The sequence below is a fragment of the Mycobacterium sp. GA-1285 genome (genome assembly GCF_001499905.1).
GTDB lineage: Bacteria > Actinomycetota > Actinomycetes > Mycobacteriales > Mycobacteriaceae > Mycobacterium.
This window is the reverse complement of the sequence record NZ_LQIS01000003.1, coordinates 1-25,188: the sequence shown is the minus strand read 5'-3', so window position 1 is coordinate 25,188 and position 25,188 is coordinate 1. Positions and strand designations below refer to the sequence as shown.

Below are 25,188 nucleotides of genomic sequence, written 5' to 3'. Positions count from 1 at the left end.
ACGATCCGGCCGTGGCCCGCTGTCGTCGTCGGATGGTCGTCGTTGCGATCGCAGCGGCGTGCACGCTGCTCGTGCAGTGCGGTTCCCCACCACCACCGGCTGCATCCACCCCGCCACCGAGCACGACCACTGCACCACCGACCACCGCCGCACCTCCTCCTCCGGCGCCGACGACCACGCCGCCCCCTGCCCAAGTCCTTCCCGTCACCGCAGCCGAACTCGGTGAAAGTTGGCGACCCGGTTGCCCGCTGGGGCCGGAGCGGTTGCGACGGGTCGAGATCGACTATCTCGGAATGGATCTCCAGACGCACCGCGGCGAGTTGGTCGTGCACGAGGACCTGGTGGCCGAGGTCATCGCGATCTTCGAGGAGCTCCGCCAAGCGCGCTATCCGATCGAGAAGATGCAGACTCCCGACCATTACCCGGGGGCCGAAGACGAATTGTCCATGCGCGACAACAACACTTCGGCGTTCAACTGCCGCGACATCCCCGGGTCCGGCAACTGGTCCCACCACGCGTACGGCCGGGCCATCGACATCAATCCCCTTCTCAACCCGTACATCGACGACGCGGGCGACCTCCAGCCCGCCAACGCCGGCCCCTATCTCGACCGCAACCGCATCGACCCGGGCCTGCTGCACGACGGCGATCCAGCGGTGCGGATTTTCACCGACCGCGGTTGGACGTGGGGCGGTGATTGGCAGAACCCGAAGGACTACCAGCACTTCGAACGGCCGCAATGACATCAGGCACAGAAGAATGCATGTTCTGTATTCGCAACGCATTCCATACCGGATAGTTACCCGGCACTGCTAACCGCTGCGTAGCGTCATGGGCTGTTGCCCACGCCGATGGAGAGCGTATGCCATTCCCCTGGGAATTGAACTGCGACTACCCATACCATCACGAGACCGATCCGGATCCGCCCTGTCAGCCAACTGATCTCGCCTGCCCAGAGGAGACTCCTCCGCCGGTTTCCGAATAGTTCGTTTCCGGCCGGACGCCCGCTGGGCGTGTTTACGATTCAGTCGGAATGGTCAACCTGGTACGCCACCCGGTTCGAGTCCCTCGGGTCGAGAAGCCCCGCGCCGAGGGACGCTTCTATCTGCGCGACGGACGCCGCCTCGGTTTTGCGGAGTTCGGAGCCCCGGCCGGTGACCCGGTGCTGTGGTTCCACGGGACACCCGGCGGCCGTCGCCAGTTCCCACTCCTCGGGCGCCGCGCCGCCGAGAAGCTCAATCTGCGCGTGATCGTCGTCGGCCGTCCGGGAACCGGCCTCTCCGACCCGCACCCCTACGAGTCCGTGGCGGACTGGGCGGCGGACATGACGCACGTCGCCGACGCCCTCGGCGCCCAACGCCTCGCCGTCGTGGGCCTGTCCGGTGGCGGTCCCTACGCCCTTGCCTGCGCCGCCGTGCCGCCGCTTGCCAGCCGAGTCGTCGCGGTGGCGGTGCTCGGGGGCGTCGTCCCGTCGGTCGGACCCGATGCCCTCGCTACGGGCGCCATCGACCTGGCCCGCCGCTTCGCACCACTTCTGCACGGGCTTCGCCGGCCGATCGCCGAGACGGTTCACCTGTTGCTGCTGCCGGTGTTACCCCTCGCGCACTACGCCTGCCAGGCCTACGCCGGCGTGGTGCCCGAGGGCGACCGGCGAGTGCTCAAGGATCCCGAGATGGAGGGCATGTTCATCGACGACCTCGTCCTGATCTCCAAAGGTCGCTTCCAGGCGATCGTCGACGACGCCCGACTCTTCGGTCGCGACTGGCGTTTTCGGCTCAGCGACGTCAGCGCACCGGTGCGGTGGTGGCACGGCGATGCCGACAACATCGTGCCGCTACGGTGCGCGGAGGCCGCCATCGACCTGTTGCCGAACGCGGAACTCGTTCTGCGGCACCAGGAAAGCCACCTCGGCGGCTTCGCCACCGCGGACGAGGTGCTCGGTTATCTGCGATCCCAGCTGGACTCCACGCCATGAACGCCACTTCACCGAGCCTGCCCGCAGGATTCGACTTCACCGACCCCGACATCTACGCGCACCGGCTTCCGGTCGAGGAGTTCGCCGAACTGCGTCGCTGCGCGCCGATCTGGTGGAACGAGCAGCCACCCGACGTGGGCGGCTTCGGCGACGGGGGCTACTGGGTGGTTACCAAACATCGCGACGTCCGGGAGGTCTCGCTGCGTACCGACGTCTTCTCCTCAGCGGCCAAATCCGTGGTGCCGCGCTACAAGGTGGCCGGCGGCGGAGGCCAGGTCGAGGCGGGCCGGGCGTCGATGATCATGATGGACGACCCGGAGCACGCTCGCCTACGCAGAATCGTCGCGCGCGGTTTCACGCCCCGCGCCGTCGAGCGACTGCGCGAGGAACTGAGCAATCGCGCCCAACGCATCGCCGCGCAGGCCGCTGAAGCCGGCTCCGGCGACTTCGTCCTGCAAGTCGCCCGCGAGCTACCGCTGCAGGCCATCGCCGGGCTGCTCGGTGTTCCGCTCGAAGACCGCGAGAGACTCTTCGACTGGTCCAACCGCATGATCGGCGACGACGATCCCGAGTTCGCCGAGTACGACGCGCTCGGTTCGGCGGCCGAATTGATGTGGTATGCCATGCAACTCGCGCAGCGCAAAGCCACCGATCCGGGTGACGACATCGTCACCACGCTGATCGACGCCGACGCCGACGGGCAGCTCAGCGACGCCGAATTCGGCATGTTCGTCGTCACGCTCGCGATCGCCGGTAACGAGACCAGCCGCAACTCCATCACCCAGGGCATGATGGCCTTCACCGACTTCCCCGACCAGTGGGAGTTGTTCAAACGGGATCGGCCGAAAACCGCCGCCGACGAGATCATCCGGTGGGCGACGCCGATCACCGCGTTCCAGCGCACCGCGATCGCCGACACCGAATTGTCCGGCGTGCCGATCAAGAGGGGCCAGCGGTTGGTGCTGTTCTACCGGTCGGCGAACTTCGACGAGGACGTCTTCGATGATCCGTTCACCTTCGACATTCTGCGAAGCCCCAATCCGCACTTGGCTTTCGGCGGTACCGGTGCGCACTACTGCATCGGCGCCAACCTTGCGAGGATGACGGTCGACCTGATGTTCAACGCAATCGCCGACCACCTACCGGATCTGGAAGCCGTCGGCACGCCGGAACGGTTGCGCTCGCCCATGATCAACGGCATCAAGCACTGGCAGGTCGACTACCACACGACCCAGTAGGCTTTCACCCGATCATCTACGACTGAACCGGGGTGCTTACTTCTTGAAAGCGTCCTTGATTTTCTCGCCGGCGTCTTTGAAGTTGGCTTTCGCCTGATCGCTGCGGCCCTCGTCGCGGGTGAGCGGGTCACCGGTCAGGTTGCCGAGCGCCTCCTTCGCCTTGCCTGCAAGGTTGTCGACCTTGTTCCGTGCTTTGTCCGCTGCGCTCACGATGTTCCTCCTCGGACTCTCCTTCCCGCTCGGATACCTCGCCAGCCACGAATGGAAACGTCACATACGGGAGTACCGAGCCAAAGCGAAGCAGTACAACCCGTAGGCCGCGAAACCCGTTGCCGCGACGATCAGGATTGCCTCGCCGTAGTGCGCACGTCCGAGCGCCTTCACCGCACCATCGAGGCCGGTCGACTTGGCCGGATCACTCACATAGGTCGCCACCACCACCGACAGGCCGGCCGCGAACAGCACCAAACCCTCGGCGACGTGGCCACAGATGCCCAGCACCGTGATCAGCCGGCCGCCCGGGACGGTGAGGTCTTTGAGGAATCTCCTCGACGCGCCTTTATGGACGAAATAGGCACCGGTCACCGCGATCGACAGGCCCACGAGCACCAGAACCGCCTTGCCGCCGTCGGACTGCATCAACCTCGCGCTCAAGCCGGCGGTCTGCTCGCTGCCGCGCGTCCGTGCCCCCAGCGCGAACTGGATCGCGGTGAAGGCGACTGCGCAGTAGACCAGCGCCAGCCCAAAAGCCCTGAGCCGGTTCATCAGTGGCGAATCACGCTTGTGCGCCTCGGCGCTTTCACCGGGATGCAGACCCAACACCGTCTCCGCGAATCGCCACATCGCCAACGCGATGAGCCCGCCGGCGACTATCCACAGCGAGAACGTTCCCCCACCCTCGGTGGCCAGGGTCGTCAGCGCGCCGGACTGGTCGGCCTCGCCGCCGAAGCCCAACGCGATCCGCAGGATCGTGTAAGCCACGAGCAGGTGCAGTGTTCCGCTGACCGGATATCCCGCGCGCGCGAAAAACTGGACCACGCGATTTCCGGTGGCATCGTTGACTGCGCCCTTGAAGCTCATGCTCCGGCCGGACCGCCTGACACGCGGCTCGATTACCCCGGCCCATTTCCGGCAAAACGGTACTAAGTCACCGAACACCCACGGTCGTGGGAGTAACCTGCAGTGCGGGGTGGAGGTGTGCGATGAGATTTCGACCGAGTGCACTAGCAGTGGCGGCGGCGGCCGTCGTCTCCGGATGCGGCTTGACCGGGTCGACACCCACCGAACCATCCGCGCAGTCCGGCGAAGTCACCGTCGACGGCACCACCGTGGAAACCCAATCCGTCGAGTGCACCCGGCAAGAGTGGACGTTGCTGATCGACGCGAGCGCCAAGCCGGGACGGGCCGAGGTGTTCTTGGAACTCGGCGGCGCGCAGCCGATCGTCCGGACCGTCAACATACAGAACATCAACGACCTGAACGGCGTCGCCGGCGGCGACAACGGTAAGGCCGAGGCGACCAACGACGGCAGTATCTACACCATCTCCGGCACCGTCGTCGGCTCCGACCCGGGCAATCCGGGCCAGTCGCGGACGATGCCCTTCGAGATCAAAGCGCCCTGCTGAGACTCCGGCCGTAATCCCCCGCGGGACGCCGCACTCCTCCTACGTTAGGGCCATGTCCCTCATCGACCTGGCGCTGCAGCCCATCCGAATCGGACTCCGCGCAACCGGCAACGTCCTCAGAGCCATTACAGCCGAATCATCCGCTCCGCCTTCCGAACTCGTCGTCATCAACGGGATGCCCGAGGGCGTCCCGTCCGCCGCGCTGCGACCCGAGCCTCGACTCCCCGCGCCAAGCGACTGGCCGTTCGGCGAGCACTTTCCGCGCACCTGCGGTACCGGCCGCTACGCCGACGGCGCGTTCTTCTGGACCGACTTCCTCTACGACGACCACGGCGCGACCGGATTGCTCGTCGACATCCCGACCGGCGGACTGGTGCCCCCGCGCGGCACCTACGTCTACCCCGACGGACCCGCGGCCCGCAACGGCGCCGACATCTTCCGCGTGGCGATCGGCCTCACCGACACCCACACATGGTGGCGCGTCGACTGGAACACCCTGCTCGACCCGTCAATCCCCATCGCGCTGTTGACCTTCGACACCGACCGCTCCGCAGCGCCCACCAACAAGTGGCCCGCGAACGCCGGCGCCACCTCCGCCGGCATCGACACAGCCCTGCTCGTCTCTGCAGAGGGCGCGCGGCTGATCGACCTCACCACACAGGCGTCGACACCCGTCGAACACGCTGTCGACATGCAGTCCCGGTCCTTCATCGCGAAGGTGCCCCGCGCACTCGTCAAGCCCGAAGGCACCTGGACGATCCGGCTTGCCGCCGGGTTGGCCAACGCCGCCGGCGACCGCTTCGCCGACGTTCCGGTGAGCCGCGGCGCCCGGCCCGGCCAGCCGAACGTCTACAACGTCGCCTTCCGCACCCACCAGCAGGAGAAGGCGCACCTGAACTTCTGGTCCGATCAGGCCCAGGCCGCCGCACTCAGCGACGGCGACGTCACCGAGTTCTCCGTGGCGATCGCGTGGGACCGACTCGCCGACCGCGCCACCACCGAAGAGCCGGTCGTGCTCGGTACATCCACCCGCTGGTACGTCTCCTCGATCGAACTGGGCCAAGGTGTCGCGAAGACGAACATCCTGAGCACCGATCCACAGTTCCTCGGCCGCGTGCAGCCCTACTCGGTGTGCCTGCCCTCGACCTACACGCCCGGCCGCAAGCTGCCGCTGACGCTGCTGCTGCACTCACTTGCGTTGGGCCAGAACCAGTTCGCCGCGATCGATCCGCGGCTGCTCCATCAGGTCTGCGAGGACCGCGAATCGGTGGTGGTGACACCGCTGGCGCGCGGACCGTCGTGCTGGTACTTCGACGAAGGCGAACTCGACGTGTGGGAGGTGTGGGCGCGGGTGGCCGAACAACTCGGCACCGATCCCAACCGCACGGTGGTCTCCGGCTACTCCATGGGCGGCTACGGGGCGTACAAGCTAGGGCTCACGTACCCGGAAGTGTTCGCGCAAGCCGTGGTGCTGGCCGGACCGCCTGTCTGCGGGGTTCGACTACTGCCGAACGTCGACGTCCCCGGCGACTTGGACCTGAACTCGCACTGCGCCCGCGAAGGCGATACCTGGGAGCTGCTGCCCAACGGGCGATGGCTTCCGTTCGTCATCGCCCACGGCGTGCTCGACCAGTTCGTCCCGATCACTTCCGTGCTGTCACAGGTGCTCGAGTTGGACCGGCTCGGTTACCGCTACCGATTCACCGTCTATCCCTTCGAGGATCACGTCACGTGGATGCTCGACGACGAGTTCGACGACCCGATCGCGCACATGGGCACCGGACTCCGCCAGGCCGACCCCGGACACATCACCTACTCCTGGTATCCGCGACTGGTGCGGCCGGATCTCGGCCTTGGGCCGCAGCGGGTTTGGTGGTTGTCGAACCTGACGGCCGATCCCGCGCTCGCCGGTCGGCGTGGCGCCGTCGCATCCGTCGACGCGCGGTCGTATGCGCGCCCCGACCCGACGCGCACGATCCGTCGCCGCCGCGGCGTCGAACCCGACCTCGACCTGTCCCCCGGCCTGTACACCGAGCTGCTGTGGCGCACAGGTCCTGCCGTTGAACCGATACCCTTCTTGACGCTGAAGCTGACCGGCGTCGCCGACATCACCGTCGATGTCGACAGGGCCGGGCTCGCGTCACTGGACACGTCGTCCATCGACGTCTCGACCGACACCGCCACTCGTGTCGAACTCGCCGCGCTGCCACCCGATGTCGCGGTGTTGCTCGACGGCGAGCCGACCGGTCCAGTGGTGCACGTGCCCGTCGGGCGGCACACCATCGCGCTGACCACCGCGACCGTGCCCTCCAAAGAGGTGATGGCTGCGCTTCTGCGCCGGTAACATCCCGCGCGTGCCGGACGGTACTCGTGTCGACGCCGAGCAGCGTCAGGTGTCGGGGCTGGCCGCTGTCATGACGGTGCTGGCCATGGGGCTCGGCTATGCGATCGCGATCGGCGACCCGACCACGTTCTCGGCCAACCTCCAGCTGGTTTCGACCGGCGTGGGCATCACCGGGTCCACCGCGACATTCGTCGCGAGCCTGGCCACCCTGACGCTGGCGGCCGCCGTCCTCAGCGCCGGCGCACTCGGTGATCTGTACGGCATGCGGCGGATGTATCTGCTCGGGCTGGCGGGGGCCATCGCGTTCAGTGTGCTGGCGGCCGCCGCACCCGTGCCGGCCGTGCTGATCGTCGCCCGGGCGGGCGTCGGCGTGATGCTGGCGTTCCTGATCGGACTGTCGCTGGCGATCACCAACGCGGTGTTCCCGCCGGGGCGGCGGGCGGCGGCAATCGCCGCCTACTTCGGCGTCGGGTACGCGGTCGCCACCCCGATGCCGGCGATCAGCGGCATGTTGGGCCACGCGATCGGTTGGCGCGCATGCTTTTTCGTGGTTCCGGCCATCGGCGCCCTCGGCTTGCTCGTCACGTGGCGCTTCGTGCCCGAGACGGTGCGCGCGGGACGTCGGCTCGACCTGTTGGGGATGGCGTTGTTCGCCGTCGCGCTGCTGGGGCTGATCTTCGGGGTGTCGCGCATCGAGACCGGCATCAACACCGTGGGGCTGGTCGCGATCGGCGTCGGGCTGCTGGCCGGTTTCGCGTTCGTCATGCAGGAGTTGCGCGTCACGGACCCGGCGCTCGACATGCGCGTGTTCCGGTCGGGGCGGTTCAACGCCGCCGTGACCGCCGGCGTGCTCTTCAACATCGTGCTCGGCGGGTCGATGGTTCTGCTGTCGTTCTATCTCGTCACGGTTCGCAAGGAGTCGCACGAGCTGTTCGGCCTGCTGCTGATCCCGGCCACCGCGTTGGCCGCCGTCGCCGCCACCTCCGCCGGCCCCGCCGCGAACCGGTTCAGCCCCAGCACCGTGATGGTCAGCGGGCTCGTGGTCATGCTGGGCGGGTTGCTGTCGATGAGGCTCTTCGACCTCGACACGACGCGTACGACGGTGTTCGCGACCACCGCGCTGATCGTGATCGGCGGCGCCCTCGTCACCACCCCGCAAGCGATGATCATGATGAGCAGCGCCCCAACCGACCTCGGCGGCGCAGTCTCGGCCGTCAAGAGTGCGGTCAACGAAGGCGGATACTCGCTGGGGCCCGCGCTTTTCGCGCTCGTCGGGATCAACCTGTTCCTCACCGACAGCGCCCGCGACCTGTCTCAGTCCGGGATCACGCGAGCCGAGACGCGCGAGGCACTCATGACCGTGCACGGCGGTCACGGGGCGCAGATGGTCAACCCCGAGCAGGCGCGGTTGGTGGTGGAACAGGCCCCGCACAACGCCGTCGACGCCATCCACACGCTGAGCTTGATCATGGCGGTCGGGCCCATCGCGGCGATCATCCTGGCGCTGTGGTTGATCAAGCCGGCGAACCGCTCAGCAAGCGGCCAGTAATTCGTCCAGCGCCGCGTCGAAGCGGTCCGCCAGATCCCAGAGGTCGTTGACCAGTTTGCGGCACGAGATGATCCCGATGTTCAGCTTGCCGCTCAACGACATCACCGTGATGTTCAGACCGGAGCCGTGGAAGATCGGGCCAAGCGGGTAGAGCGCTTTCATCTCTGCGCCCATCGCGTACAGCTTTCCCTGTGGCCCAGCCACATTCGAGATCACCACGTTGTGGATCGCCGCGCGCTTGAGCGGCGTGTGGGACAGCACGTCCATCGCCATGCCGAACAAGGCGGGCGGCAGCGCCTGCGTCACATCGGCCAGCAGCGTCGGTGCGATGTCGGCGCTGTGAGCCTTTGCGCGCGAGCTGGATTCGGCGATGGCACGCAACCGCTCGGCGGGGTCCTCGATGTGGGTCTGCAGGTTGTTGAAGAAGCCGGAAAGCTGGTTGCGGCCGGGCCGGTCGGACTTGTCGTGCACCGACGCGGGGACCACCGCGATCAGTGGCTTGTCCGGCAGCTCACCCCGTTTGAGGAGGTACTCGCGCAGCGCACCGGCGCACAGCGCCATCACCACGTCGTTGACCTTGACGTCGAACGCGTTCTTCACCCGTTTGACGTCCTCGAGGTCGAGCTGTGCGAGCGCGATGGTGCGGTCGGAGGTGATCTCGGTGTTGAACACGGTCGTCGGAGCACGGAACGGGGCGGCCATGGCCGTCCCTGCGCGTGCCCGGGAGATCGTGCTGAGGATCGTCGACATCGTCGCCGGCACAACCCGCCTCAGCTGCCACGGCCGCGTGAACGCGCGCATCAGACCACCCGCCGCGATCTCCAGCGGCTTCGCGCCGCCCGGACCTTCGACCGGATCGGGTGGCGGGCCGTCGGGCTCGACGTCGCAGAGTTTGCCGATCAGGTTGGCCGCCGAGACACCGTCCACCGCGGCGTGATGCACCTTGATCATCAACGCGACCTCGCCCGCCACATGGGGATCGGTTTCGGAGATGCCTTCGATCACCCACATCTCCCACAACGGCTTGCTGCGGTCCAGGGGTGCCGCCGCGATGCGCGCACAAACCTCGACCAGTTCGTTGCGCCCTCCCGGTGCGGGCAGCGCGCTCCGGTGCAGATGGTAGGTCAGGTCCAACTCGTCGTCTTCCACCCACACCGGATGGTCGAGGTTGAGCTGGCTGTTGGCAAGTTTGGCGCGTAGTTCCGGCAGTGCCCTCAGCCGCGTCGCCAGATGCTCGCGAACCCGGTCGAAGTCATACCCGCCGGGGATCGTGGACGTGTCGAGACAGGCGATCGAACACACGTTGAGCGGAACACTGGATGATTCGCTGTAAAGCAGAGTGGCATCAAACGCGCTCAGCCGTTCCATCCATTCGGCGTACCCGGATTTACAACCGCGTCAAACCATGAGCGGTATTAGGGATCAGGACGGCCCTGCGGTGGCTTGCGGAGCGTGGCGGGCGACGGTGGCGTCCATCGCCTCGCGCAGCGCCGGCATCTCACCGATCAACCGCGAGAGGTCGTCGCGGTTGATGTGCAGCACCTCCGCGCGCCCCGTCGTCGTCACGGTCGCGTTGCGCAGCGCACCGCGGCGCAACACCGATTCTCCGATGACCTCGCCCGGGCCGACGACGGCGATGCGGTCCTGGCCGACGTACACGCCGACCTCGCCGCTGAGCAGGATGTAGCAGGCGTCCGACGGGGTCTGTTCCTGGATCAGCGGCCACGGCCCCGACGTGGACGTGCGGTGCGCCGCTTCGACCAGCCGCTTGAGGTCGCTGTCGGAGAACTTCGAGAAGGTCTCGAACTCCCGGAGCCGACTGGCGTCCTGTTCGACTTCCTGTTTGCGAGCCTTTTCGCTCTCGCGTGAGTACCTGCGGTTGTCCATGAGATCCCCCGATCTGCGGAATTCCTGTCCGAACCGTAGTCCTCCTGCGGTGATTTGTGTGCGTAAACGATCGCTCAGCACAAGATCTGTCTGTGTGGCGGCGTGACGTAGTCGAGCCATTTCCCGTAAGCATCGCCACCCGCCGCGCAAACCGCGGAACGGACCTCGCTCACGGTCCTACCTGCGTAGCGGTACACCGCGTAGATCGGGTCGCCCTCATCATCCGCCTGGCGCAGGGAGGGGCAGGACTGATCGGTGCGTAGGTAGGAAGCGCCCGGGTGTTGATTAAGCAGTCGTTGAATGCCTCCGGCATACATACCCGGTGTGGTCACATTCCCTAGCACAACGATGCCCTGGCCGTTACACAGCGGAGTGCTGATCGGCGTGGAAAGACCGAGATCTCCGGACGGCCGGGTTGGCGTACGCCGCGGAGGGGGCGCTGGCTGCGGAGGCGGCGGCGCAGGTTGCGTCACGGTGGACGTCTCGGTCACGGTTTCTCGCCGAGGCGGCGAGGTCTGGGTTGGCGCTCGTTCGTCCCACGGCGGCGACGTTGGCGCTGCGGTGGGAGGTGGGGATGGCGAGTCATTATCGATGACCGCGGCGACGAGGACGACGATCACGACCGCCAGTACCGCCGCGACTCCCATCGCGATCAGCGCGGTGCTTTTCGACGACAACACCTCGGCTACCTTTGGCGCCGTCGTCACCGCTGACGAATCAGTCCGCTCGAGCGAGGGCACGGGGGCTGCTGCGACAGGGAATGCGAACTGTGTTTCCGCGCTGGATTTCGCCCACGCCATATCGCCGTGTCGTAGCGCAGTTGCGAATTCTTCGCAGGTCTCGAAGCGTTGATATGGCTCTTCGGCCATACCTTTCGCCAGAACCTCGTCCATCGACGGCAGATCCGGACGCACGCTTGACAGAAGTGGCCGTGGCGCCGACAAATGGCTGCCGATGACCGCGGCCGGGTTCGAGTGTGCAAACGGCTGGTGCCCGGCGAGAAGATGGAACGCCGTACAAGCGAGTGCGTACTGATCGGCTCGTCCGTCCAATCTCTTCCCGGTCAGCTGTTCGGGCGCGGCGTACGCCACGGAGCCGACGGTCATGTTCGTCGCTGTGATCCCGTGGGTTTCGTTCGCCGCCTTCGCGATTCCGAAGTCAGCCAGCAGGATTCGTCGGTCGTCGGATCGAAGGTCGGTGAGCAGGATGTTCGCCGGCTTGACGTCGCGGTGAAGCAGATACCTTTCGTGTGCGTAGTCGAGCGCATCAGCAATCGCGGATACGATGTCCAGCGCATCCTTCGGCGGCATCCCGTGCGGGTACCGGTTTCGTACCAGCCTTGCAGCGTCGGTCCCGTCGACGTAGTCCATCGCGATCCACAGTTGGCCGTCATACTCGCCTCGATCGTGAACCGCGACGATATGCGGATGCCAGAGCGAAGAGGCAATATCAGCTTCCCGCGCGAAGCGCTGACGGAATTCGGGATCGGCACTCACATCCTTGGGAAGGATTTTGAGAGCTTCCAGGCGGGGTAACCGCGGGTGCCGTGCGAGGTAAACCTCGCCCATCCCCCCGGTACCCAGCAGGCGGATGATGGTGTATCCAGCAAATTCCGCCCCATCAGCAATGGGCATGCTGCAAATCTTACAAAGCCGATTCCAACAGAGAGCCGCAAACGGGAATCAGCTGCGGCAACTGAACGCGAAAGTCCCCCGCCTACCTCCCCTGACTTCCGTATCGTAAGCGTGTGGACAGCACTTCGTCCGGCGAGCGCAAACCGGAAGTAGAGTTCACGCGCCGACGGCTTCTTCGACTCGCGGGTACGGCCGGGCTGGCGGCTGCCGCTGTCGCCGCTTGTGAGGCGCCACCCGGTTATCGCGGAACATCCACGCCATCCGCTCCGCCAGCGCCCGCCGCACCGCTTTCATCGCCAACGACCGTTCCGCCGCCGGCACCCGCGCTTGTGACAACGCCGCCGGTCGTTCCCGCCTCGCGACCCCTGCTCTGCAGAGACGCGTGGGGAGCCACACCAGCACGCCAGGGTGGAGACCCGAACCCCCTCAACCGCATGACGGTCCATCACACCGCTGTAACACTCGGAGACAACAGCAACGCCCCGTCGCGGCTTCGCCAACACCAGCGTTATCACCAAGACACTCAGGGCTGGATCGATATCGCGTACCACGTCAGCGTCGACCGGAACGGCAATCTCTACCAACTGCGCGATCCCGAGATCGTGGGCAACACTGCAACGAGCTACGACCCCACGGGTCACTTCCTGGTCGTCTGTGAAGGAAACTTCGACGAGGAAGAGGTGACACAGGAACAGGTGGAGGGAGCCGCGCTTGCGTTCGCGTGGGCAGCCTCGCGGTGGGGGATCCCCACAGAGACGCTGCGAGGCCATCGAGACGCGAGCGCGGACACCGCTTGCCCTGGCGCCAGCCTCTATCACTACATCGCGTCGGGTGATCTTCGTCGCCGTGTCGACGCCTTACTGGCCAATGGGCCCGTCGAACTCGTGACGCTGTGCGGCCCGGAGGCTACGCAGCGTGTAGTCGACATTGAAGCTGGAAGGTAAAAGCTCACCCGCCGATTGTCTGCAATAGGGCTGGCCGCAGTTGATTCCAAACTGCTTCTGGGTCTGAGCCTTTCAGGACCTCAATGGTCAGAACGGGAATTCCTCGATCGCGACCAAAGTAGGAACCCAGCGAGCCAGGCGTAGGTGCGAATGCGCTCGATTCTTCAACCGGTAGACCGCTGGCTTCTGAGAATCGTTGCGCGATCTCTGCCGCTGGGCCGTCGAAGTTGATGAACTCTCGTCCAGCCCATGAGTGCGCTACGAGAATGAGCGCCGGAGCGATCCGGTCGACCGTCTCGACTATCGCGCGAGCTTCCGGCTCGCTCAATGGAGCTCCACCATTCACCGGATCTGTTGGGTCGAAGTTCTTGGCGGGAAAGTTTCGATTGACGTCAATCCCGTTTGCGTTGAAGCGAGTATTGGCGGCCCGTCCATCCGGGTTGGCGTCTTCCAGGATGGTGAGGGTGACGGTGTCCGCGAGACCTGCTGATTCGAACGCTGTCGGCAATTCAATGGTCGTCGTCAATCCTTCCTTCTCGTCGCCGTGAATTCCCCCGATGAACAACACCTTTCGCGGCCCGCGACCGACATGGAGGATGCGAATCGGCGCGCCCCGAACCGAGCTGCCAATGGTCTGCCATTCGCCCGTGTTCACCGCCGGTGGCGGAGGCGGCGAAATTGTCTCGGACTCAGTCGGAAGAGCACCGGTAGTCACTTGCACCGCGTGCTGATCGGGCTCGCCAGCGGGGCCTGACGCGCCCGTCGCGCTCTCCTCCGAGCGAATGCACCCGGCTGCTACCAGGCTAACGACAGCGAGCAGAGCGACTGTTGCGACGCGCAGCGTCCAAGCAGGAGTCAGCACGACGGCATACCAATCGGCGACCTCAAGTCGGTGTAGACCGCGTTGACATATGCGCCATTGATAAGCTGATACCAAACGTTACTCGGGATCCCCCCGCTCACCTGCGTATCACCCGTCGCATGGCAGACCGCCCTTACGGTCATGCCATCTTTGAGGTCATTCGAATACAGGCGGTCAGCATCGACGTACGGGGCCCGGCGTTGCTTGACACCGCAGGACCCACCCTCGTCGCACGTACCGACAATCGTCGCGAGCCAATAAGGCACCCCCGTTGGAGTAGGGGCGGCGCTGGGTTGCGGGGCGACGGTCACTGTCTCTGTATGCGTCGCAGGTTCACGGGATGGCGGCATCGTCACCGCCGAGCTTCGCTCCGGCCGCGATGTCGGGATCGTGGGCTCTGCGAAGGTGCGGGTCGTCTCCGCGGATGGTTCTGATGTGTCCGATCCATCTCTTCCCAAGGCAACTAGAGTGACGACGATGAGAGCGGCTGCAGCAGCGGCTGCAGCAGCAACTGAAAGCCAAGCCCCCCAATGCTTTCGAGACGAGTCGTCCGATGCGTCTCCGTCTCGCGGGCTTGCCTTCGGCAGCGGAGCCGTGTGCCATCCGCGGCCGTCCCAATAAAGGGTTCCGTTGCCACCGCTCGGGTCTGGATACCAGCCGGGGGGCAGCGGACCCGGTGGACTTGCTCGCTTCATGTCGTGGACCGGGCGTTTGATCGGGGCCTGGGCCGTCGGCGCTGCGGAGATCGCGGCAGCGCCGCTTCCCATGGCCTGCTCTCTCAGAGCTTGTGCGAAGTCGCTACACGTCGCGAACCGATACGTCCGATCCTTCGCGAGGGCAGCCGCCAGTACGTGATCCAGCGAACCGAGTTCAGGCCGCGCGTGCGCGAGGCTCGGTGGGTCTGAATTGAGATGTCGTCCGATCACTACGGCGGCATTCGAATCATGAAAAGGTGGCGCACCCGTGAGGAGATGGAACGCGGTAGCCGCGAGTGAGTATTGATCGGCGCGACCGTCGATGTCCTCGCCCATCAACTGTTCGGGAGCGGCGTAATCTACCGTCCCGACAGTCATGTTGGTGTCCGTCAAGCCGCTGTCGTCATCAACGGTGCAAGCGATCCCGAAATCGGTCAACAGTATTCGTTGGTCTCCCTGATCGTCGCTTTGGGTGAGCATGATGTTGGATGGCTTGACGTCGCGATGTAGCAGGCCCTTCTGATGGGCATAGTCCAACGCTGAACCGACCGCGGAGACGATCGCGACAACAATTTCGGCTGGCATACCGGCGGGGTACTTCCGGCGAAGGAGACTGGACGCATTCTCACCGTCGACGAAATCCATGGAGATCCACAACTGGCCTTCGTGCTCACCGCGGTCATGCACGCCAACGATGTGTGGATGCCACAGCGTGGATGCCAGGTCGGCCTCGCGTAGAAATCGCTCGCGGAAGTTCGCGTCAGCGGTTACGTCGCCGGTCAGCAGCTTTATCGCGTCATATCGGGGCAATCGCGGGTGTTGGGCCAGGTACACCTCTCCCATCCCGCCTGCACCCAGCCTCCGCACGACGGTATAGCCGGCGAACTCCTGCCCCTCCCCCAGTGACATGTCCGGATCGTACCCATCACAGCAAACACATGGCCCACAGCGTGACGCTCAAACTCGCGCTAGGCGCGGCCGGCCTTACTAGCGGGGACCGTCGACCTCGTACGTGCCAGCATCGTCACGGAAGACGACCTGCACCTGGCGCTGGGCCCCGTTAACCGTCACATCGCATACGAAGCTGTTGCCTGGTTCCACCTCTGGATCCGCGCCGCCATTGCACCTGACCGTGGTGACTTTGTTTGCGCCATAGCCATTGATCGGATCTCCGAGAATCTGCGCAACTCCTCGTTCGGCCTGACGTACATCCAGGACGGTGCCGCCGTCGAAGTATCCGAAATAAGTGAGAGCAGCAGCCAACACCACGGCTTCGAACAGGATGATCGCGCTGCCGGCCCAGAGGAAAGTCCGCCGTCGTGACCTCTTCGAGTCGCCTGGCCTGGGTTCAAGCGGCCGATGTGGCGGCGGGACGGTTTGTCGCGGCGGGAGCGACGTTCGCGGTTGCTCGTAGTGAGACGGCCGAATCGGCGGCCGACCCCGAAGCGGCGCACCGCCGGGGCGGGCCCACCACGGTTGGTCCGGGGGCCCGATCACGACACGGCTTTCGGCATGTTGGATCTACGTGAATCGTTGAAAGCAGTCATCGAGGTCACTCGACAGACCGAGTCGGTAAGCGAGGATGCGGGTGAAGCCGGCCGGAGCGGGTTGCCCGTTGACGTCACTCGCGACAACGGGATTGGTCAGAAGACCAGATACTGCCTCGTCAGTATCGCCAGGCGACAGAACGAAGTCGAAGCCCGCCTCGTCGGTCATCTGTCCCTGGGCCACCCCCGTGAGGCAAGCCGTCCGCAACGCGGCCACGGGCGTGTCGAGCCTGACGCCCCGCTCCTGCTGAACCGCCAAGGCGTATCTGGACGTCACCATGGACAGTGCCGTGTTGTCGCCCTGGATCAACACCTCGTCCTCATCCTCGCTCTTGGGTTCACCCACCTCCTGTAGCGCTGGAAGATCGACGTGAATCACGTTGTTGGCGGCGCAGTATGAGACCGGTGCAGCGGGCGTCGCAACCGGGCATCCGGATGGACCGGTGGTCAGCGTGGGCTCATCTGCCGGTTGAAAGATGTCGGTCAGAACCTCCATGAGTTGAGACAGCGTGTCCTCATTGATGGGGCTGTCAAGCACCGGCTCGCCGTACGAGTCATACGTCAGTTGCTGCGGCAAATCGCCGCGTCGCCTATCGATCTCCGCGAGGTCGATTCCCGCGCATTGGTCGGCGCCTCCAGTAAATCCCAGTTGGAAGGCGCTGATGCGGTCCAGCGCCGAGCCATGTGCATCACCTACCGAGTCGGCCGACACCGGGTCCCGGAGATAGATGAGACCCGCGAGGACCTTATTGAGGCCATCACCGGTACTCAGCATGAATCGCCGCGAACTGCCCGCCGCCACCGAATGCATATAGACGCCGGCTAGACAGTCAGCTTGCTGTTCCTTCACGAGCACATCTGTGCGTTGGTCCGCCATGCCACTCATGTATTGCAGCGCGTGCCCGTACTCGTGGGCTAGGACCCCGACAACGCCCATCTCACCGAAATACTCGACGGCCACGGGGACGAGTACACCGCGATCCCATGCAATCGACTCGGTCAGCACGCAGTACATCGCATTTACTAGACCGTAGGTGTCGCTGAGGCAGACCATGGGACTGTCTGGATCCTCCGAGTCGTAAGAGATCAGACCGTCGACGGGTTCGAATTCACCATGCAGGTACTTGCCATAGTGCGTCCGCCAGAACTCTTCGATGTCGTTCAGTGCCGACAAAGACAGATGATCTGCCGCGCTCCCATCTGTGTTCTCGATTGTGCCTACCGGCTGCGGCGCGTTAGGCCGCAGGCCGCTGGGTCCCTCCGTGACCGGGAGTCCGCCAACGCGGTTGGGGTTGAAAAGCATGGACGCAGCGCGACCGTCGACCTTGGTGGGCGCGCACGCAGCGATCAGCAACACGGTGGCAGCGGCTAGGGCGATTCGGACAGACATGGTCACCGCGTCCGGTCAGCCCCCGGAAGCTCATATTGCCCACCTGCCTGGGATTCGTCCGCCGAGCTCCCCGGGTAGACCACCGGAACCCCTTCCCCTCGCTCGATGCACTAGCCACTTTGCCGTGAGATTCGCCGCGAAGCAGCGGAATTCCCCGACTGAACGCGTACGGCTTTGCTAAACCTTGCATGGGAAGCCAGGGCGACCGCGCAGACTCTGCGCGCCGGTGAAGGATTTGCCGCAGTCTGCCTCTCGAAAGGAGGAAGGGGGTGACCACGGGTGGCCCGCGGGTCGGTCAGATGTTCGGGCATTACAAGATCACCGGCCTCCTCGGCCGAGGGGGGATGGGCGAGGTCTATCGAGCCGAAGACACTAAGAAGGGGCGCACTGTCGCGCTGAAGATCCTCGCCGAACAGTTTTGGCAGGATGACAAATTCCGCAGCCGTTTCCAGCGAGAGTCCCGCGCGGCGGCGATCCTGCAAGAGCCCCACGTCATCCCCATTCATGACTGGGGTGAGATCGACGGCCACCCTTACATCGACATGCGCCTGGTCGACGGACAGACGCTTCAGCAACTGCTCGCCGCCGGACCACTTGATCCGGCCCGCGCGGCACTTCTCATCAGTGGGGTGGCCGCAGCGCTCGATGCCGCTCACGCGGCCGGGTTGGTCCACCGAGACGTCAAACCTCAGAACATCATTGTCACTCCGTCCGACTTCCCCTACCTCGTCGACTTCGGCATCGCCGAGACAAAGGGCGACAGCGGTCTCACCGCGACCGGGATGCAGATCGGGACCTTCGATTACATGGCCCCGGAGCGATTCAGTGGTCAGGAAGTCACGCCGGCGGCCGATGTCTATTCGCTGGCGTGCGTGCTCTGCGAATGCCTGACCGGCACCGCGCCGTTCGCGAAAAGCAGCCTCGAGCAGAAGGTGTCGGCCCATCTGATGGCGCCTCCGCCGCGGCCGAGCGCGGTCAATCCCGGCGTTCCCGCCGCGTTCGACGAGGTCATTGCCCGAGGCATGGCTAAAGAACCGGATGACCGCTACGGCAGCTGCGGTGCACTGGGACGCGCGGCTCAGCGAGCGGCGGATTCGGGACACGCAATGGTGATGTCGTCAACCGACACAATGCAGGCACCCGCCTTCTACGCCGCCCGAACCGCCGAACCCCCGCCCTATGCTGCGCCTTCCACGGCACCCCCGATGCCGATTGCGCCTGCTCCTACTGCTCGACCGTGGCTGCTTCCTGCCGTCATCGCTGTCGTCGGAGCTCTGCTATTGGGGGGCATCGGCGTCATCATCGGATTTCTTGCGAGTCCGGGATCGGACCTGCCGACTACCGCGACGCTCGATACCCCTGACCCAACCGAACGGCAGACCAACACCCGAACGGTGCAGCCGAGCACCTCAGGGAGATCTCCTCGACCCCCGGAGGATCCGCTCGGAGTCGGGTCACCACCGCCGCCAGCGGTGGCCGGGCTCGACAACAGTGCGAACCCGCAGAGCTGCGAAGACGATTACTACCTCACGGAACGGTCCGGCGTCGGCACTCGTTCGCGCCGAGGGTCTCGGGAGACGTCCTGTTTCTTCACCCGAAGCGTGCTGAGCTCCTACTGGACGACATACGACGATGCGAGCCGGGAACCTCGGAAAGTGTTGGCTCCTGGCGCTGTGGATTGTCGAACGGTTCTCGGTAGCGGATCTGGTTGTGCGGGACCAAATTTCGTCGTGCAGTGCGTTGCCCACCCCGGCGACGCGTACATCACATGCACCGGCGGGCGGGACGCCGTCGTTTACCTGTATTAGGGGCAGTTGCCTGCGGGTAACAAGTCCATACGTTGGCTAAGCCATTCGGCGATGCGGGTCAGTACCCTTGTGCCGTCCTCGAAGGAGCCGGAATCCGGTTCTGCCGCCATGGTCACGACTGTCGATCCCCGGGAAGTCGAGAGGATGCCCATCTGCCGCACTAGGTAGGCGCCTGCTTCCGATGGCCCCCAACCACCTTTGTATTGGGCCTCCGGTATGGCCGCCAAGCCCCACCTCTGCTCTGGTTCGATCCGGCGCATAAGCGCGAGGATTGGTTCGTTACGGGCGTCGCAGACTGCCGACGATAGGAACACGGCTTGATCCGCGAGAGACCATTGCGTTTGCCCGAATGCGGTGAACTCGGGCCTAACCTTCTCCGATTCGACGACGGTAGGGTCGCCAGCCTCGGCGAGAACATCCTGCACCTTCTGCGCAGCAGTGGCAGGATCGCCGAGGCTCTGCCAGATTGACTCCGCTGCGGAATTGTCCGACCGCGTAACTGCTGCACGCATTGGTTCAGTCACCACCGGCGGATCAGACGCCCGCAGCCCAGCGATCGCGAGGGGCACCTTGATGGTGGACCAAGCCGGCCCAATGCTCCACTCCCCAGCGCTCAGGGGTGCCGGTCCCTGCCCGACAGGACGCACGACGATTCCGACGTCGGCAGATATTTCCGCCGCTAGAGCCTCGAACTCCGCTGTGAACCGCGCACCGCCGTTATCGGCTGGGGCATCGGCTCCAGATACGGATGGGTGCGCCGCGGGGAGTTGCACAGGCGTCGGATTGGGCACCGCCGTGGGGCTGCGGGCGACCGATACCGAGCCGATGGACAGATGCCAGCCCAGCACCGCACCCCCCGTCACGACGGCAAGCGCGAGCACGACAATCAGCCCAATCTGCAGCCGGGACAGCGGCGAACGTCGGTCCGCCACCCGCGCATGGCGGGGCTTCGATTCCCGGTCGCGGAGCGTGTCTCTGGCCATCCACTTCAGTATTGCTCCGAAGTGGACGGAGTCGGTGCAGCAACGCGGCTAGCTGTGGACAGCCACTCCTGTGGTGATTTGTGTACATAAACGAGCGGTGAGCGCTCCTGAATGCACACAAATCGCGCTGTCAGCGGGCCCCGGAGCCGTATTCGAGCGCCGGTTCTGCCGAGTCGACCTTGCCGTTGCTCGAGATCGTCAGCAGGCCGGGTTGCACGTCGTAGCGTGCGCCGTCGGCCGGATTGGTGGCCACGAACCCACCGCCCGTCGGTCGCGCGTTGTTGAGCTGCACATTGGCACCGTCGCGCAGGCGTTCTCCGCGGTACTGATAGGTGCCCGAGCCCGTCTCGCAGATCACCGCCAGCGACTGCGCCGTCCGGATCGCTGCGACCGGCGTGCTACCCGCGTCACATCGTGTGGTGTGCCCGATGAAGCCCTGCGAGTCGGTCCCCGAGACCCCGGCGATCGGCGGTCCGGTGGTCGTGGGCGTCGTTGTCGTGGTCGTCGACGGGGTGGTCGTGCGGGTCGTGGGCGGCGTCGTGGTTTCGGTTGTCGTCGACGGCGGCACAGCAAGCCGCGTCTGCGGCGCCGAACCGCCTCCGTTGTTGCCGAATGCCAGCACCATGGCCAGCACCACCGCCGCGGTGAACAGCACGATCGTCGTCACGACCAGACCGACCTGCGTCGGGCTGAACCGCTTGCGGTTGGCCGGCGGGGGCGGTAACGGTGCGTACGGCTGATACGCGGTGCTCGCCGGGTTCGGGTCGACGGCCGAGAACTGCCGCGTCGACGGCGGTGGCGGCGCCACCGACGGCGCCACCGGCGGGGTGACCGTCGCCGGCTCGGTCGCGGCAGCAGCCGCCTTCGCCAACTCCCCGGCCGTCGAGTACCGGTCCGTCGGTTTCTTCGCCATGCCGCGCGCGATGACCTCGTCGAACGCCCGGCTGATGCCGCGTCGCATGATGCTCGGGCGCGGCGGTGGCGAGAACAGGTGCGCGCCCATGACCTCGCGTAGGTCACCGGAGTCGTAGGGCGCTCGGCCGGTCAGGCATTCGTAGAGCAGGCAGGTCAGCGAGTAGATGTCGGAGGCCGGGCCGCCGCGTTCGCCGCTGATGCGTTCCGGGGCCATGTATGCGCACGATCCGATCACCAGGCCGGTCTTGGTGACATTCGCTTCGCCACCGCCGTGCGCGATGCCGAAGTCGACGATGTAGGCGAAGTCGTCGTGGGTCAGCAGCACGTTCTCGGGCTTGATGTCGCGGTGCACCAGCCCATTCGAATGTGCGGCGTCCAACGCTGACGCGACCTGGGTGATGATCGACACCGCGCGCGTCGCCGGCAACGGACCGTGGGTCCGGATCAACTCCTTGAGGCTGGCCCCCTCGACGAGGCGCATGTCGATGTAGAGCACACCGTCGATGTCGCCGAAGTCGTGCACGGGGATGACGTGCGGTTCCTGCAGGCGCGCCGCGACACGCGACTCACGTCGAAAACGTTCCTGAAAGTTGGGATCGGCCGCCATATCCGGACGTAGCAGCTTGATGGCCACCGTCCGTTCCTTTGCGGTGTCCCACGCGCGGTAGACCTCGCCCATGCCGCCGACGCCGATCAGAGACTCCAGCTCGTACGGCCCGAATCGCGTGCCCAGACGGGAACCGCCCTTCGGGGAGCTCACATGCCATCCTTTCTCTTCGCGACACCAGCGCGGCAACCAGTGGTGTTCCCGCAACGCCGTCTGACGTAACCCGCTCCCCGCAGCGAGTATCGCGGCGACTCCGATGTCGCAGCAGCACAGGCGATTTCCTCAGTGCGCCAGGCTACCGATTATTTCGTTTCGCGGTGAATGCGACGGTCACGACGTCGGCGACCTTCATCGATCCCATCAGCATCGAATACGGCTTGAGTCCGAAGTCGGAGTGCCGCACCTCGGTCTCGCATGACATTCGCCACATGTCGCCGACTGCGCCTACCGTCAGATCGATTACCTGTTCACGCGACTTTCCGTGAATCTGCAGCGTGCCGGTGAGACGGTATCCGTCGCCGGTCTTCTCGATGTCGCTGGTTTCGAACTCGAGTCGCGGAAACCGCTTCGCATTCAGCACTTTCAGTGCGTTCGACCGCGCGAGCGCCTTCTCCGGCCCCGTCAGCGGCGTGACACCGCCCTCGCCGCTGAGCACCTCGAGCGAGTCGACGTCGACGGTCATCGCCACTCGGGTCGGTTCGCCGTCGGACCATTCGACCGTGGCATCCCAGGAGTTCATGGCGATGGTCAGGCGGTGGCCCATCTTTGCCGCCCGGCCCTCGACGCCGGTGCGGATCTCGAGGCGGCCGTCGGATTGATCCATGGTCCACGTGTGAGCGGTCATGCATTCATTGTCGCGGTTTCCGGAGAGTGATCGTGACTGTCGGAACGTCGACGAAGGCCTTTTGTCCCTAGCCGTCGATATCGGGCGAACGCGACACTTCAGCAGGAGGCGAACGGAAGGACTGGTGAGCGATGACCCCGATCACGTGCCCGCAGTGCGACGAAGACTTCGATGAACAGGAAGTTCACTGGGTGACCAACGCCGAGGGCGGGATCATGTATCGCCTGCCGTGCGAGCACATGGCGGTCGGCACCTGGAACGACGGTGTCGTCAGCTACGGCCCCGAACACGTTTGGGAGCGGCCGATCGATCCGGTCCACCATCATCGTTACTTCCACGACCACCGCCACAGCATCATCGACGAGCTGGACAAGATCCTCGAAGAGAAGTTGCACGAGGTCTAGCGCCGCTTGACGACACCTCGCACGGCGCCGGTGAGATCGACATCGGCGGCTCTGCGGCAGCGGCTGTGAACGCCGTCTCTCACACCACGGCATCCGCGTTCGGGAAAGGCCCGGGATGTGTGACGCGCTGCTGAGGGGGTAGCCGGACCCGACCGACCTCCGAGGAGAACGCATGAACGTCGTGGATACGGCCAAGGCACAGGTCAAACAAGTGATCGGAAAGGTCACCGAGAAAGTCACCGACGCGGCGACCACCGAATCGCACATCCAGGCGATCACGATCGGCCGGCCGCGACGCGAGGTGATCGACCTGTTCCGCGACCCGATCGGCCTGTCGCAGGTGTTCGGCGACATCGCGGAGGTCCACGAAGCCGGCCATGACCGACTGCGCTGGACATTCGCCGACGGACCGGCGTGGGACTGCGTGGTCTCGCTCGAGGACGAGGCCCGGCTCCGCTACGTCGACGTCAACCCCGAGAAGGACACGGGGGTCACGCTGGTGTTCCGCGATGCACCCCAGGACCGCGGGACCGAGGTGATCGGCAAGGCGAGCGCCCCGGCGCCCGGCGCGCTGACCGGGCCGCTGCTCTTCAAAGTGCTTTACCGCGCGCGGGCTCTTCTGCAGACCGCGGAAGTGCCGACCATCAAACACAACCCCAGCGCACGCGACTCGCAACGCTGACCGAAAGGCATCCCATGAAGGCACTGGTGTGGAACGGCGTCAACGACCTCGCCGTCGAAACCGTCGACGACCCCAAGATTCTCAATCCGCACGACGTTATCGTCCGGGTCAAGCTCACCACCACCTGCGGGTCGGATCTGCACTTCATCGACGGCTACCTCCCCGGAATGCGCGAGGGTGACGTGTTCGGCCACGAGTTCATGGGCGAGGTGGTCGAGGTCGGCTCGGAGGTGACGTCGACGGCGGTCGGCACCCGCGTGGTGGTGCCGTCGTTCATCGCGTGCAACCGGTGCTGGTACTGCGATCGCGACCTGTATTCGTTGTGCGACACCACCAACCCGAACGCCCATCTGCAGCGGCCGATACTGGGCACGTCCACCGCGGGAATCTACGGCTACACGCATCCGTTCGGCGGATACGCCGGCTCGCACGCCCAGTACGTCCGTGTGCCGTTCGGTGACGTGAACTGTTTCGCGGTACCGGATTTCGTCACCGACGAACAGGCGCTGTTCATGTCCGATGCGGTGCCGACCGGTTACATGGGCGCCGACTTCTGCGACATCGCCGGCGGCGACACGGTGGCGGTGTGGGGCGCGGGTGCGGTGGGCCTGATGGCGGCTCGCAGCGCGCTGCTGAACGGCGCCGGACGGGTGATCTCGATCGACCGGTATCCCGAAAGACTGGCGCTGGCAACCAAACTCGGTGCGGAGGCCATCAACTACACCGAGGTCGACAGCGTGCAGGAGGTGCTCGGTGAGTTGACCGGCGGGCGTGGACCCGACGCGGTGATCGAGGCCGTCGGCATGGAGTCGCACAGCACCGGTGTCCAGCACGTCTACGACCGCGCGAAGCAAGCACTGCGCATGGAGACCGACCGCGCCGCCCCGCTACGGGAAGCGATTCTGGCGTGCCGCAAGGGCGGTGTGGTGTCGGTGCTGGGCGTCTACGGCCTGACCGACAAGTTCCCGATGGGCGTGCTGATGAACAAGGGCCTGACCCTGCGTTCGGCGCAGCAGCATGGGCAGCGCTACATTCCGCAGTTCTTCGACTACGTCCAGCAGGGCGATCTCGACCCGTCGCTGCTGATCACCCACGACCTGCCGTTGGACGAGGGTGTTCGCGCCTACGACATGTTCAAGAACAAGACCGACGGTTGCATCCGGGTCGCATTGCGGCCCTAGGGCGTGTCTGACAAATGGGGTAGCCAGAGGGTGATGGCGCGTAGGACTGCTGCGCCGCGGTAGACGATGGCGAG

23 protein-coding genes are annotated in these 25,188 nt (G+C 65.3%); 11 read left to right on the top strand and 12 right to left on the bottom strand.

The features are described from left to right. Positions 1 to 32: 32 nt before the first annotated feature. From AU193_RS02915 to AU193_RS02905, 3 genes are all read left to right on the top strand, one after another. A complete protein-coding gene (locus tag AU193_RS02915) occupies positions 33 to 743 on the top strand; it encodes a M15 family metallopeptidase (protein WP_064420858.1) in 711 nt (236 codons plus the stop codon). 290 nt (positions 744 to 1,033) lie between these two features. Continuing rightward, positions 1,034 to 1,975 (top strand): alpha/beta fold hydrolase, encoded by a 942-nt coding sequence (locus AU193_RS02910; RefSeq protein ID WP_064420857.1) that lies wholly within the window; start codon positions 1,034 to 1,036, stop codon positions 1,973 to 1,975. Further along, the gene (locus tag AU193_RS02905) at positions 1,972 to 3,213 is read left to right on the top strand and encodes a cytochrome P450 (RefSeq protein ID WP_064420856.1); all 1,242 of its coding nucleotides are present in this window, start codon (positions 1,972 to 1,974) and stop codon (positions 3,211 to 3,213) included. Before AU193_RS02910 ends, AU193_RS02905 begins: the two co-directional genes overlap by 4 nt. Before the next feature lie 36 nt (positions 3,214 to 3,249). Here the strand turns inward: AU193_RS02905 and AU193_RS02900 are convergent, their stop codons facing one another. Both AU193_RS02900 and AU193_RS02895 read right to left on the bottom strand, forming a co-directional pair. Continuing rightward, positions 3,250 to 3,423: a CsbD family protein gene (locus tag AU193_RS02900; RefSeq protein ID WP_064420855.1), complete on the bottom strand. Its 174-nt coding sequence runs from the start codon at positions 3,421 to 3,423 to the stop codon at positions 3,250 to 3,252. A gap of 60 nt (positions 3,424 to 3,483) precedes the next feature. Further along, positions 3,484 to 4,293, bottom strand: a complete 810-nt coding sequence (locus AU193_RS02895; RefSeq protein ID WP_064420854.1) for a DUF1206 domain-containing protein — start codon at positions 4,291 to 4,293, stop codon at positions 3,484 to 3,486. A gap of 122 nt (positions 4,294 to 4,415) precedes the next feature. On the opposite strand from AU193_RS02895, the gene AU193_RS02890 reads away from it, so the two are divergent. The 3 genes from AU193_RS02890 to AU193_RS02880 are packed head-to-tail and all read left to right on the top strand — an operon-like array spanning position 4,416 to position 8,731. Next, positions 4,416 to 4,838: a lipoprotein LpqH gene (locus tag AU193_RS02890; RefSeq protein WP_064420853.1), complete on the top strand. Its 423-nt coding sequence runs from the start codon at positions 4,416 to 4,418 to the stop codon at positions 4,836 to 4,838. Positions 4,839 to 4,890: 52 nt separating this feature from the next. Beyond that, positions 4,891 to 7,182 carry an alpha/beta hydrolase-fold protein gene (locus AU193_RS02885; RefSeq protein WP_064420852.1) on the top strand — a complete coding sequence of 764 codons (2,292 nt, stop codon included), beginning with the start codon at positions 4,891 to 4,893 and terminating at the stop codon, positions 7,180 to 7,182. A 10-nt stretch (positions 7,183 to 7,192) separates the two neighbouring features. Further along, complete coding sequence (locus AU193_RS02880) at positions 7,193 to 8,731, top strand: MFS transporter (RefSeq protein WP_253867581.1); 1,539 nt, start codon at positions 7,193 to 7,195, stop codon at positions 8,729 to 8,731. On the opposite strand, the gene AU193_RS02875 is transcribed toward AU193_RS02880, so the two are convergent. From AU193_RS02875 to AU193_RS02865, 3 genes are all read right to left on the bottom strand, one after another. Then, on the bottom strand, positions 8,714 to 10,099 hold the full coding sequence (locus tag AU193_RS02875; protein WP_064420851.1) for a wax ester/triacylglycerol synthase family O-acyltransferase: 1,386 nt from the start codon (positions 10,097 to 10,099) through the stop codon (positions 8,714 to 8,716). The genes AU193_RS02880 and AU193_RS02875 overlap by 18 nt on opposite strands. A 54-nt stretch (positions 10,100 to 10,153) precedes the next feature. Next, on the bottom strand, positions 10,154 to 10,618 hold the full coding sequence (locus AU193_RS02870) for a Crp/Fnr family transcriptional regulator (RefSeq protein ID WP_064420850.1): 465 nt from the start codon (positions 10,616 to 10,618) through the stop codon (positions 10,154 to 10,156). Positions 10,619 to 10,692: 74 nt separating this feature from the next. Continuing rightward, complete coding sequence (locus tag AU193_RS02865; RefSeq protein ID WP_064420849.1) at positions 10,693 to 12,252, bottom strand: serine/threonine-protein kinase; 1,560 nt, start codon at positions 12,250 to 12,252, stop codon at positions 10,693 to 10,695. Positions 12,253 to 12,581: 329 nt separating this feature from the next. Between AU193_RS02865 and AU193_RS02860 the strand changes: the two genes are divergently transcribed. Continuing rightward, the gene (locus AU193_RS02860) at positions 12,582 to 13,196 is read left to right on the top strand and encodes an N-acetylmuramoyl-L-alanine amidase (RefSeq protein WP_371259130.1); all 615 of its coding nucleotides are present in this window, start codon (positions 12,582 to 12,584) and stop codon (positions 13,194 to 13,196) included. A 4-nt stretch (positions 13,197 to 13,200) separates the two neighbouring features. Here the strand turns inward: AU193_RS02860 and AU193_RS22655 are convergent, their stop codons facing one another. From AU193_RS22655 to AU193_RS02840, 4 genes are all read right to left on the bottom strand, one after another. Continuing rightward, positions 13,201 to 13,851: a M14 family zinc carboxypeptidase gene (locus AU193_RS22655; RefSeq protein ID WP_172798201.1), complete on the bottom strand. Its 651-nt coding sequence runs from the start codon at positions 13,849 to 13,851 to the stop codon at positions 13,201 to 13,203. Positions 13,852 to 14,051: 200 nt separating this feature from the next. Further along, positions 14,052 to 15,662, bottom strand: a complete 1,611-nt coding sequence (locus AU193_RS23745; RefSeq protein ID WP_064420846.1) for a protein kinase — start codon at positions 15,660 to 15,662, stop codon at positions 14,052 to 14,054. A gap of 78 nt (positions 15,663 to 15,740) precedes the next feature. Then, on the bottom strand, positions 15,741 to 16,019 hold the full coding sequence (locus tag AU193_RS23500; RefSeq protein WP_064420951.1) for a DUF4333 domain-containing protein: 279 nt from the start codon (positions 16,017 to 16,019) through the stop codon (positions 15,741 to 15,743). Positions 16,020 to 16,274: 255 nt separating this feature from the next. Beyond that, positions 16,275 to 17,690 (bottom strand): hypothetical protein, encoded by a 1,416-nt coding sequence (locus AU193_RS02840; protein ID WP_064420950.1) that lies wholly within the window; start codon positions 17,688 to 17,690, stop codon positions 16,275 to 16,277. A 269-nt stretch (positions 17,691 to 17,959) separates the two neighbouring features. Here AU193_RS02840 and AU193_RS02835 point away from each other — a divergent pair, with 269 nt between their 5' ends. Next, positions 17,960 to 19,498, top strand: coding sequence for a protein kinase (locus AU193_RS02835; protein WP_371259129.1), 1,539 nt, complete (start codon positions 17,960 to 17,962; stop codon positions 19,496 to 19,498). On the opposite strand, the gene AU193_RS02830 is transcribed toward AU193_RS02835, so the two are convergent. The 3 genes from AU193_RS02830 to AU193_RS02820 all read right to left on the bottom strand — a co-directional run bounded on the left by AU193_RS02830 (position 19,495) and on the right by AU193_RS02820 (position 22,847). Further along, positions 19,495 to 20,481 carry a hypothetical protein gene (locus AU193_RS02830; protein WP_253867577.1) on the bottom strand — a complete coding sequence of 329 codons (987 nt, stop codon included), beginning with the start codon at positions 20,479 to 20,481 and terminating at the stop codon, positions 19,495 to 19,497. The genes AU193_RS02835 and AU193_RS02830 overlap by 4 nt on opposite strands. Before the next feature lie 130 nt (positions 20,482 to 20,611). Continuing rightward, entirely contained in the window at positions 20,612 to 22,156 is a 1,545-nt protein-coding gene (locus AU193_RS02825; RefSeq protein ID WP_064420845.1) for a serine/threonine-protein kinase, read from the bottom strand. Positions 22,157 to 22,298: 142 nt separating this feature from the next. Then, a complete protein-coding gene (locus tag AU193_RS02820; protein WP_064420844.1) occupies positions 22,299 to 22,847 on the bottom strand; it encodes a YceI family protein in 549 nt (182 codons plus the stop codon). Positions 22,848 to 22,978: 131 nt separating this feature from the next. Between AU193_RS02820 and AU193_RS02815 the strand changes: the two genes are divergently transcribed. From AU193_RS02815 to AU193_RS02805, 3 genes are all read left to right on the top strand, one after another. Next, positions 22,979 to 23,251 carry a hypothetical protein gene (locus tag AU193_RS02815; RefSeq protein WP_064420843.1) on the top strand — a complete coding sequence of 91 codons (273 nt, stop codon included), beginning with the start codon at positions 22,979 to 22,981 and terminating at the stop codon, positions 23,249 to 23,251. A 172-nt stretch (positions 23,252 to 23,423) separates the two neighbouring features. Beyond that, on the top strand, positions 23,424 to 23,933 hold the full coding sequence (locus AU193_RS02810; protein WP_064420842.1) for a hypothetical protein: 510 nt from the start codon (positions 23,424 to 23,426) through the stop codon (positions 23,931 to 23,933). Positions 23,934 to 23,947: 14 nt separating this feature from the next. Then, positions 23,948 to 25,114 (top strand): zinc-dependent alcohol dehydrogenase, encoded by a 1,167-nt coding sequence (locus AU193_RS02805; RefSeq protein WP_064420841.1) that lies wholly within the window; start codon positions 23,948 to 23,950, stop codon positions 25,112 to 25,114. The last annotated feature ends 74 nt before the right edge of the window (positions 25,115 to 25,188 follow it).

Excerpts from the sequence above, each read along its gene's own strand:
- AU193_RS02915 (WP_064420858.1), top strand. The coding sequence starts at position 33 with ATGGTCGTCGTTGCGATCGCAGCGGCGTGCACGCTGCTCGTGCAGTGC.
- AU193_RS02910 (WP_064420857.1), top strand. The coding sequence starts at position 1,034 with ATGGTCAACCTGGTACGCCACCCGGTTCGAGTCCCTCGGGTCGAGAAG.
- AU193_RS02905 (WP_064420856.1), top strand. The coding sequence starts at position 1,972 with ATGAACGCCACTTCACCGAGCCTGCCCGCAGGATTCGACTTCACCGAC.
- AU193_RS02895 (WP_064420854.1), bottom strand. The coding sequence starts at position 4,293 with ATGAGCTTCAAGGGCGCAGTCAACGATGCCACCGGAAATCGCGTGGTC.
- AU193_RS02890 (WP_064420853.1), top strand. The coding sequence starts at position 4,416 with ATGAGATTTCGACCGAGTGCACTAGCAGTGGCGGCGGCGGCCGTCGTC.
- AU193_RS02885 (WP_064420852.1), top strand. The coding sequence starts at position 4,891 with ATGTCCCTCATCGACCTGGCGCTGCAGCCCATCCGAATCGGACTCCGC.
- AU193_RS02875 (WP_064420851.1), bottom strand. The coding sequence starts at position 10,099 with ATGGAACGGCTGAGCGCGTTTGATGCCACTCTGCTTTACAGCGAATCA.
- AU193_RS02870 (WP_064420850.1), bottom strand. The coding sequence starts at position 10,618 with ATGGACAACCGCAGGTACTCACGCGAGAGCGAAAAGGCTCGCAAACAG.
- AU193_RS02865 (WP_064420849.1), bottom strand. The coding sequence starts at position 12,252 with ATGCCCATTGCTGATGGGGCGGAATTTGCTGGATACACCATCATCCGC.
- AU193_RS23745 (WP_064420846.1), bottom strand. The coding sequence starts at position 15,662 with ATGTCACTGGGGGAGGGGCAGGAGTTCGCCGGCTATACCGTCGTGCGG.
- AU193_RS02840 (WP_064420950.1), bottom strand. The coding sequence starts at position 17,690 with ATGTCTGTCCGAATCGCCCTAGCCGCTGCCACCGTGTTGCTGATCGCT.
- AU193_RS02830 (WP_253867577.1), bottom strand. The coding sequence starts at position 20,481 with ATGGCCAGAGACACGCTCCGCGACCGGGAATCGAAGCCCCGCCATGCG.
- AU193_RS02820 (WP_064420844.1), bottom strand. The coding sequence starts at position 22,847 with ATGACCGCTCACACGTGGACCATGGATCAATCCGACGGCCGCCTCGAG.
- AU193_RS02815 (WP_064420843.1), top strand. The coding sequence starts at position 22,979 with ATGACCCCGATCACGTGCCCGCAGTGCGACGAAGACTTCGATGAACAG.
- AU193_RS02810 (WP_064420842.1), top strand. The coding sequence starts at position 23,424 with ATGAACGTCGTGGATACGGCCAAGGCACAGGTCAAACAAGTGATCGGA.
- AU193_RS02805 (WP_064420841.1), top strand. The coding sequence starts at position 23,948 with ATGAAGGCACTGGTGTGGAACGGCGTCAACGACCTCGCCGTCGAAACC.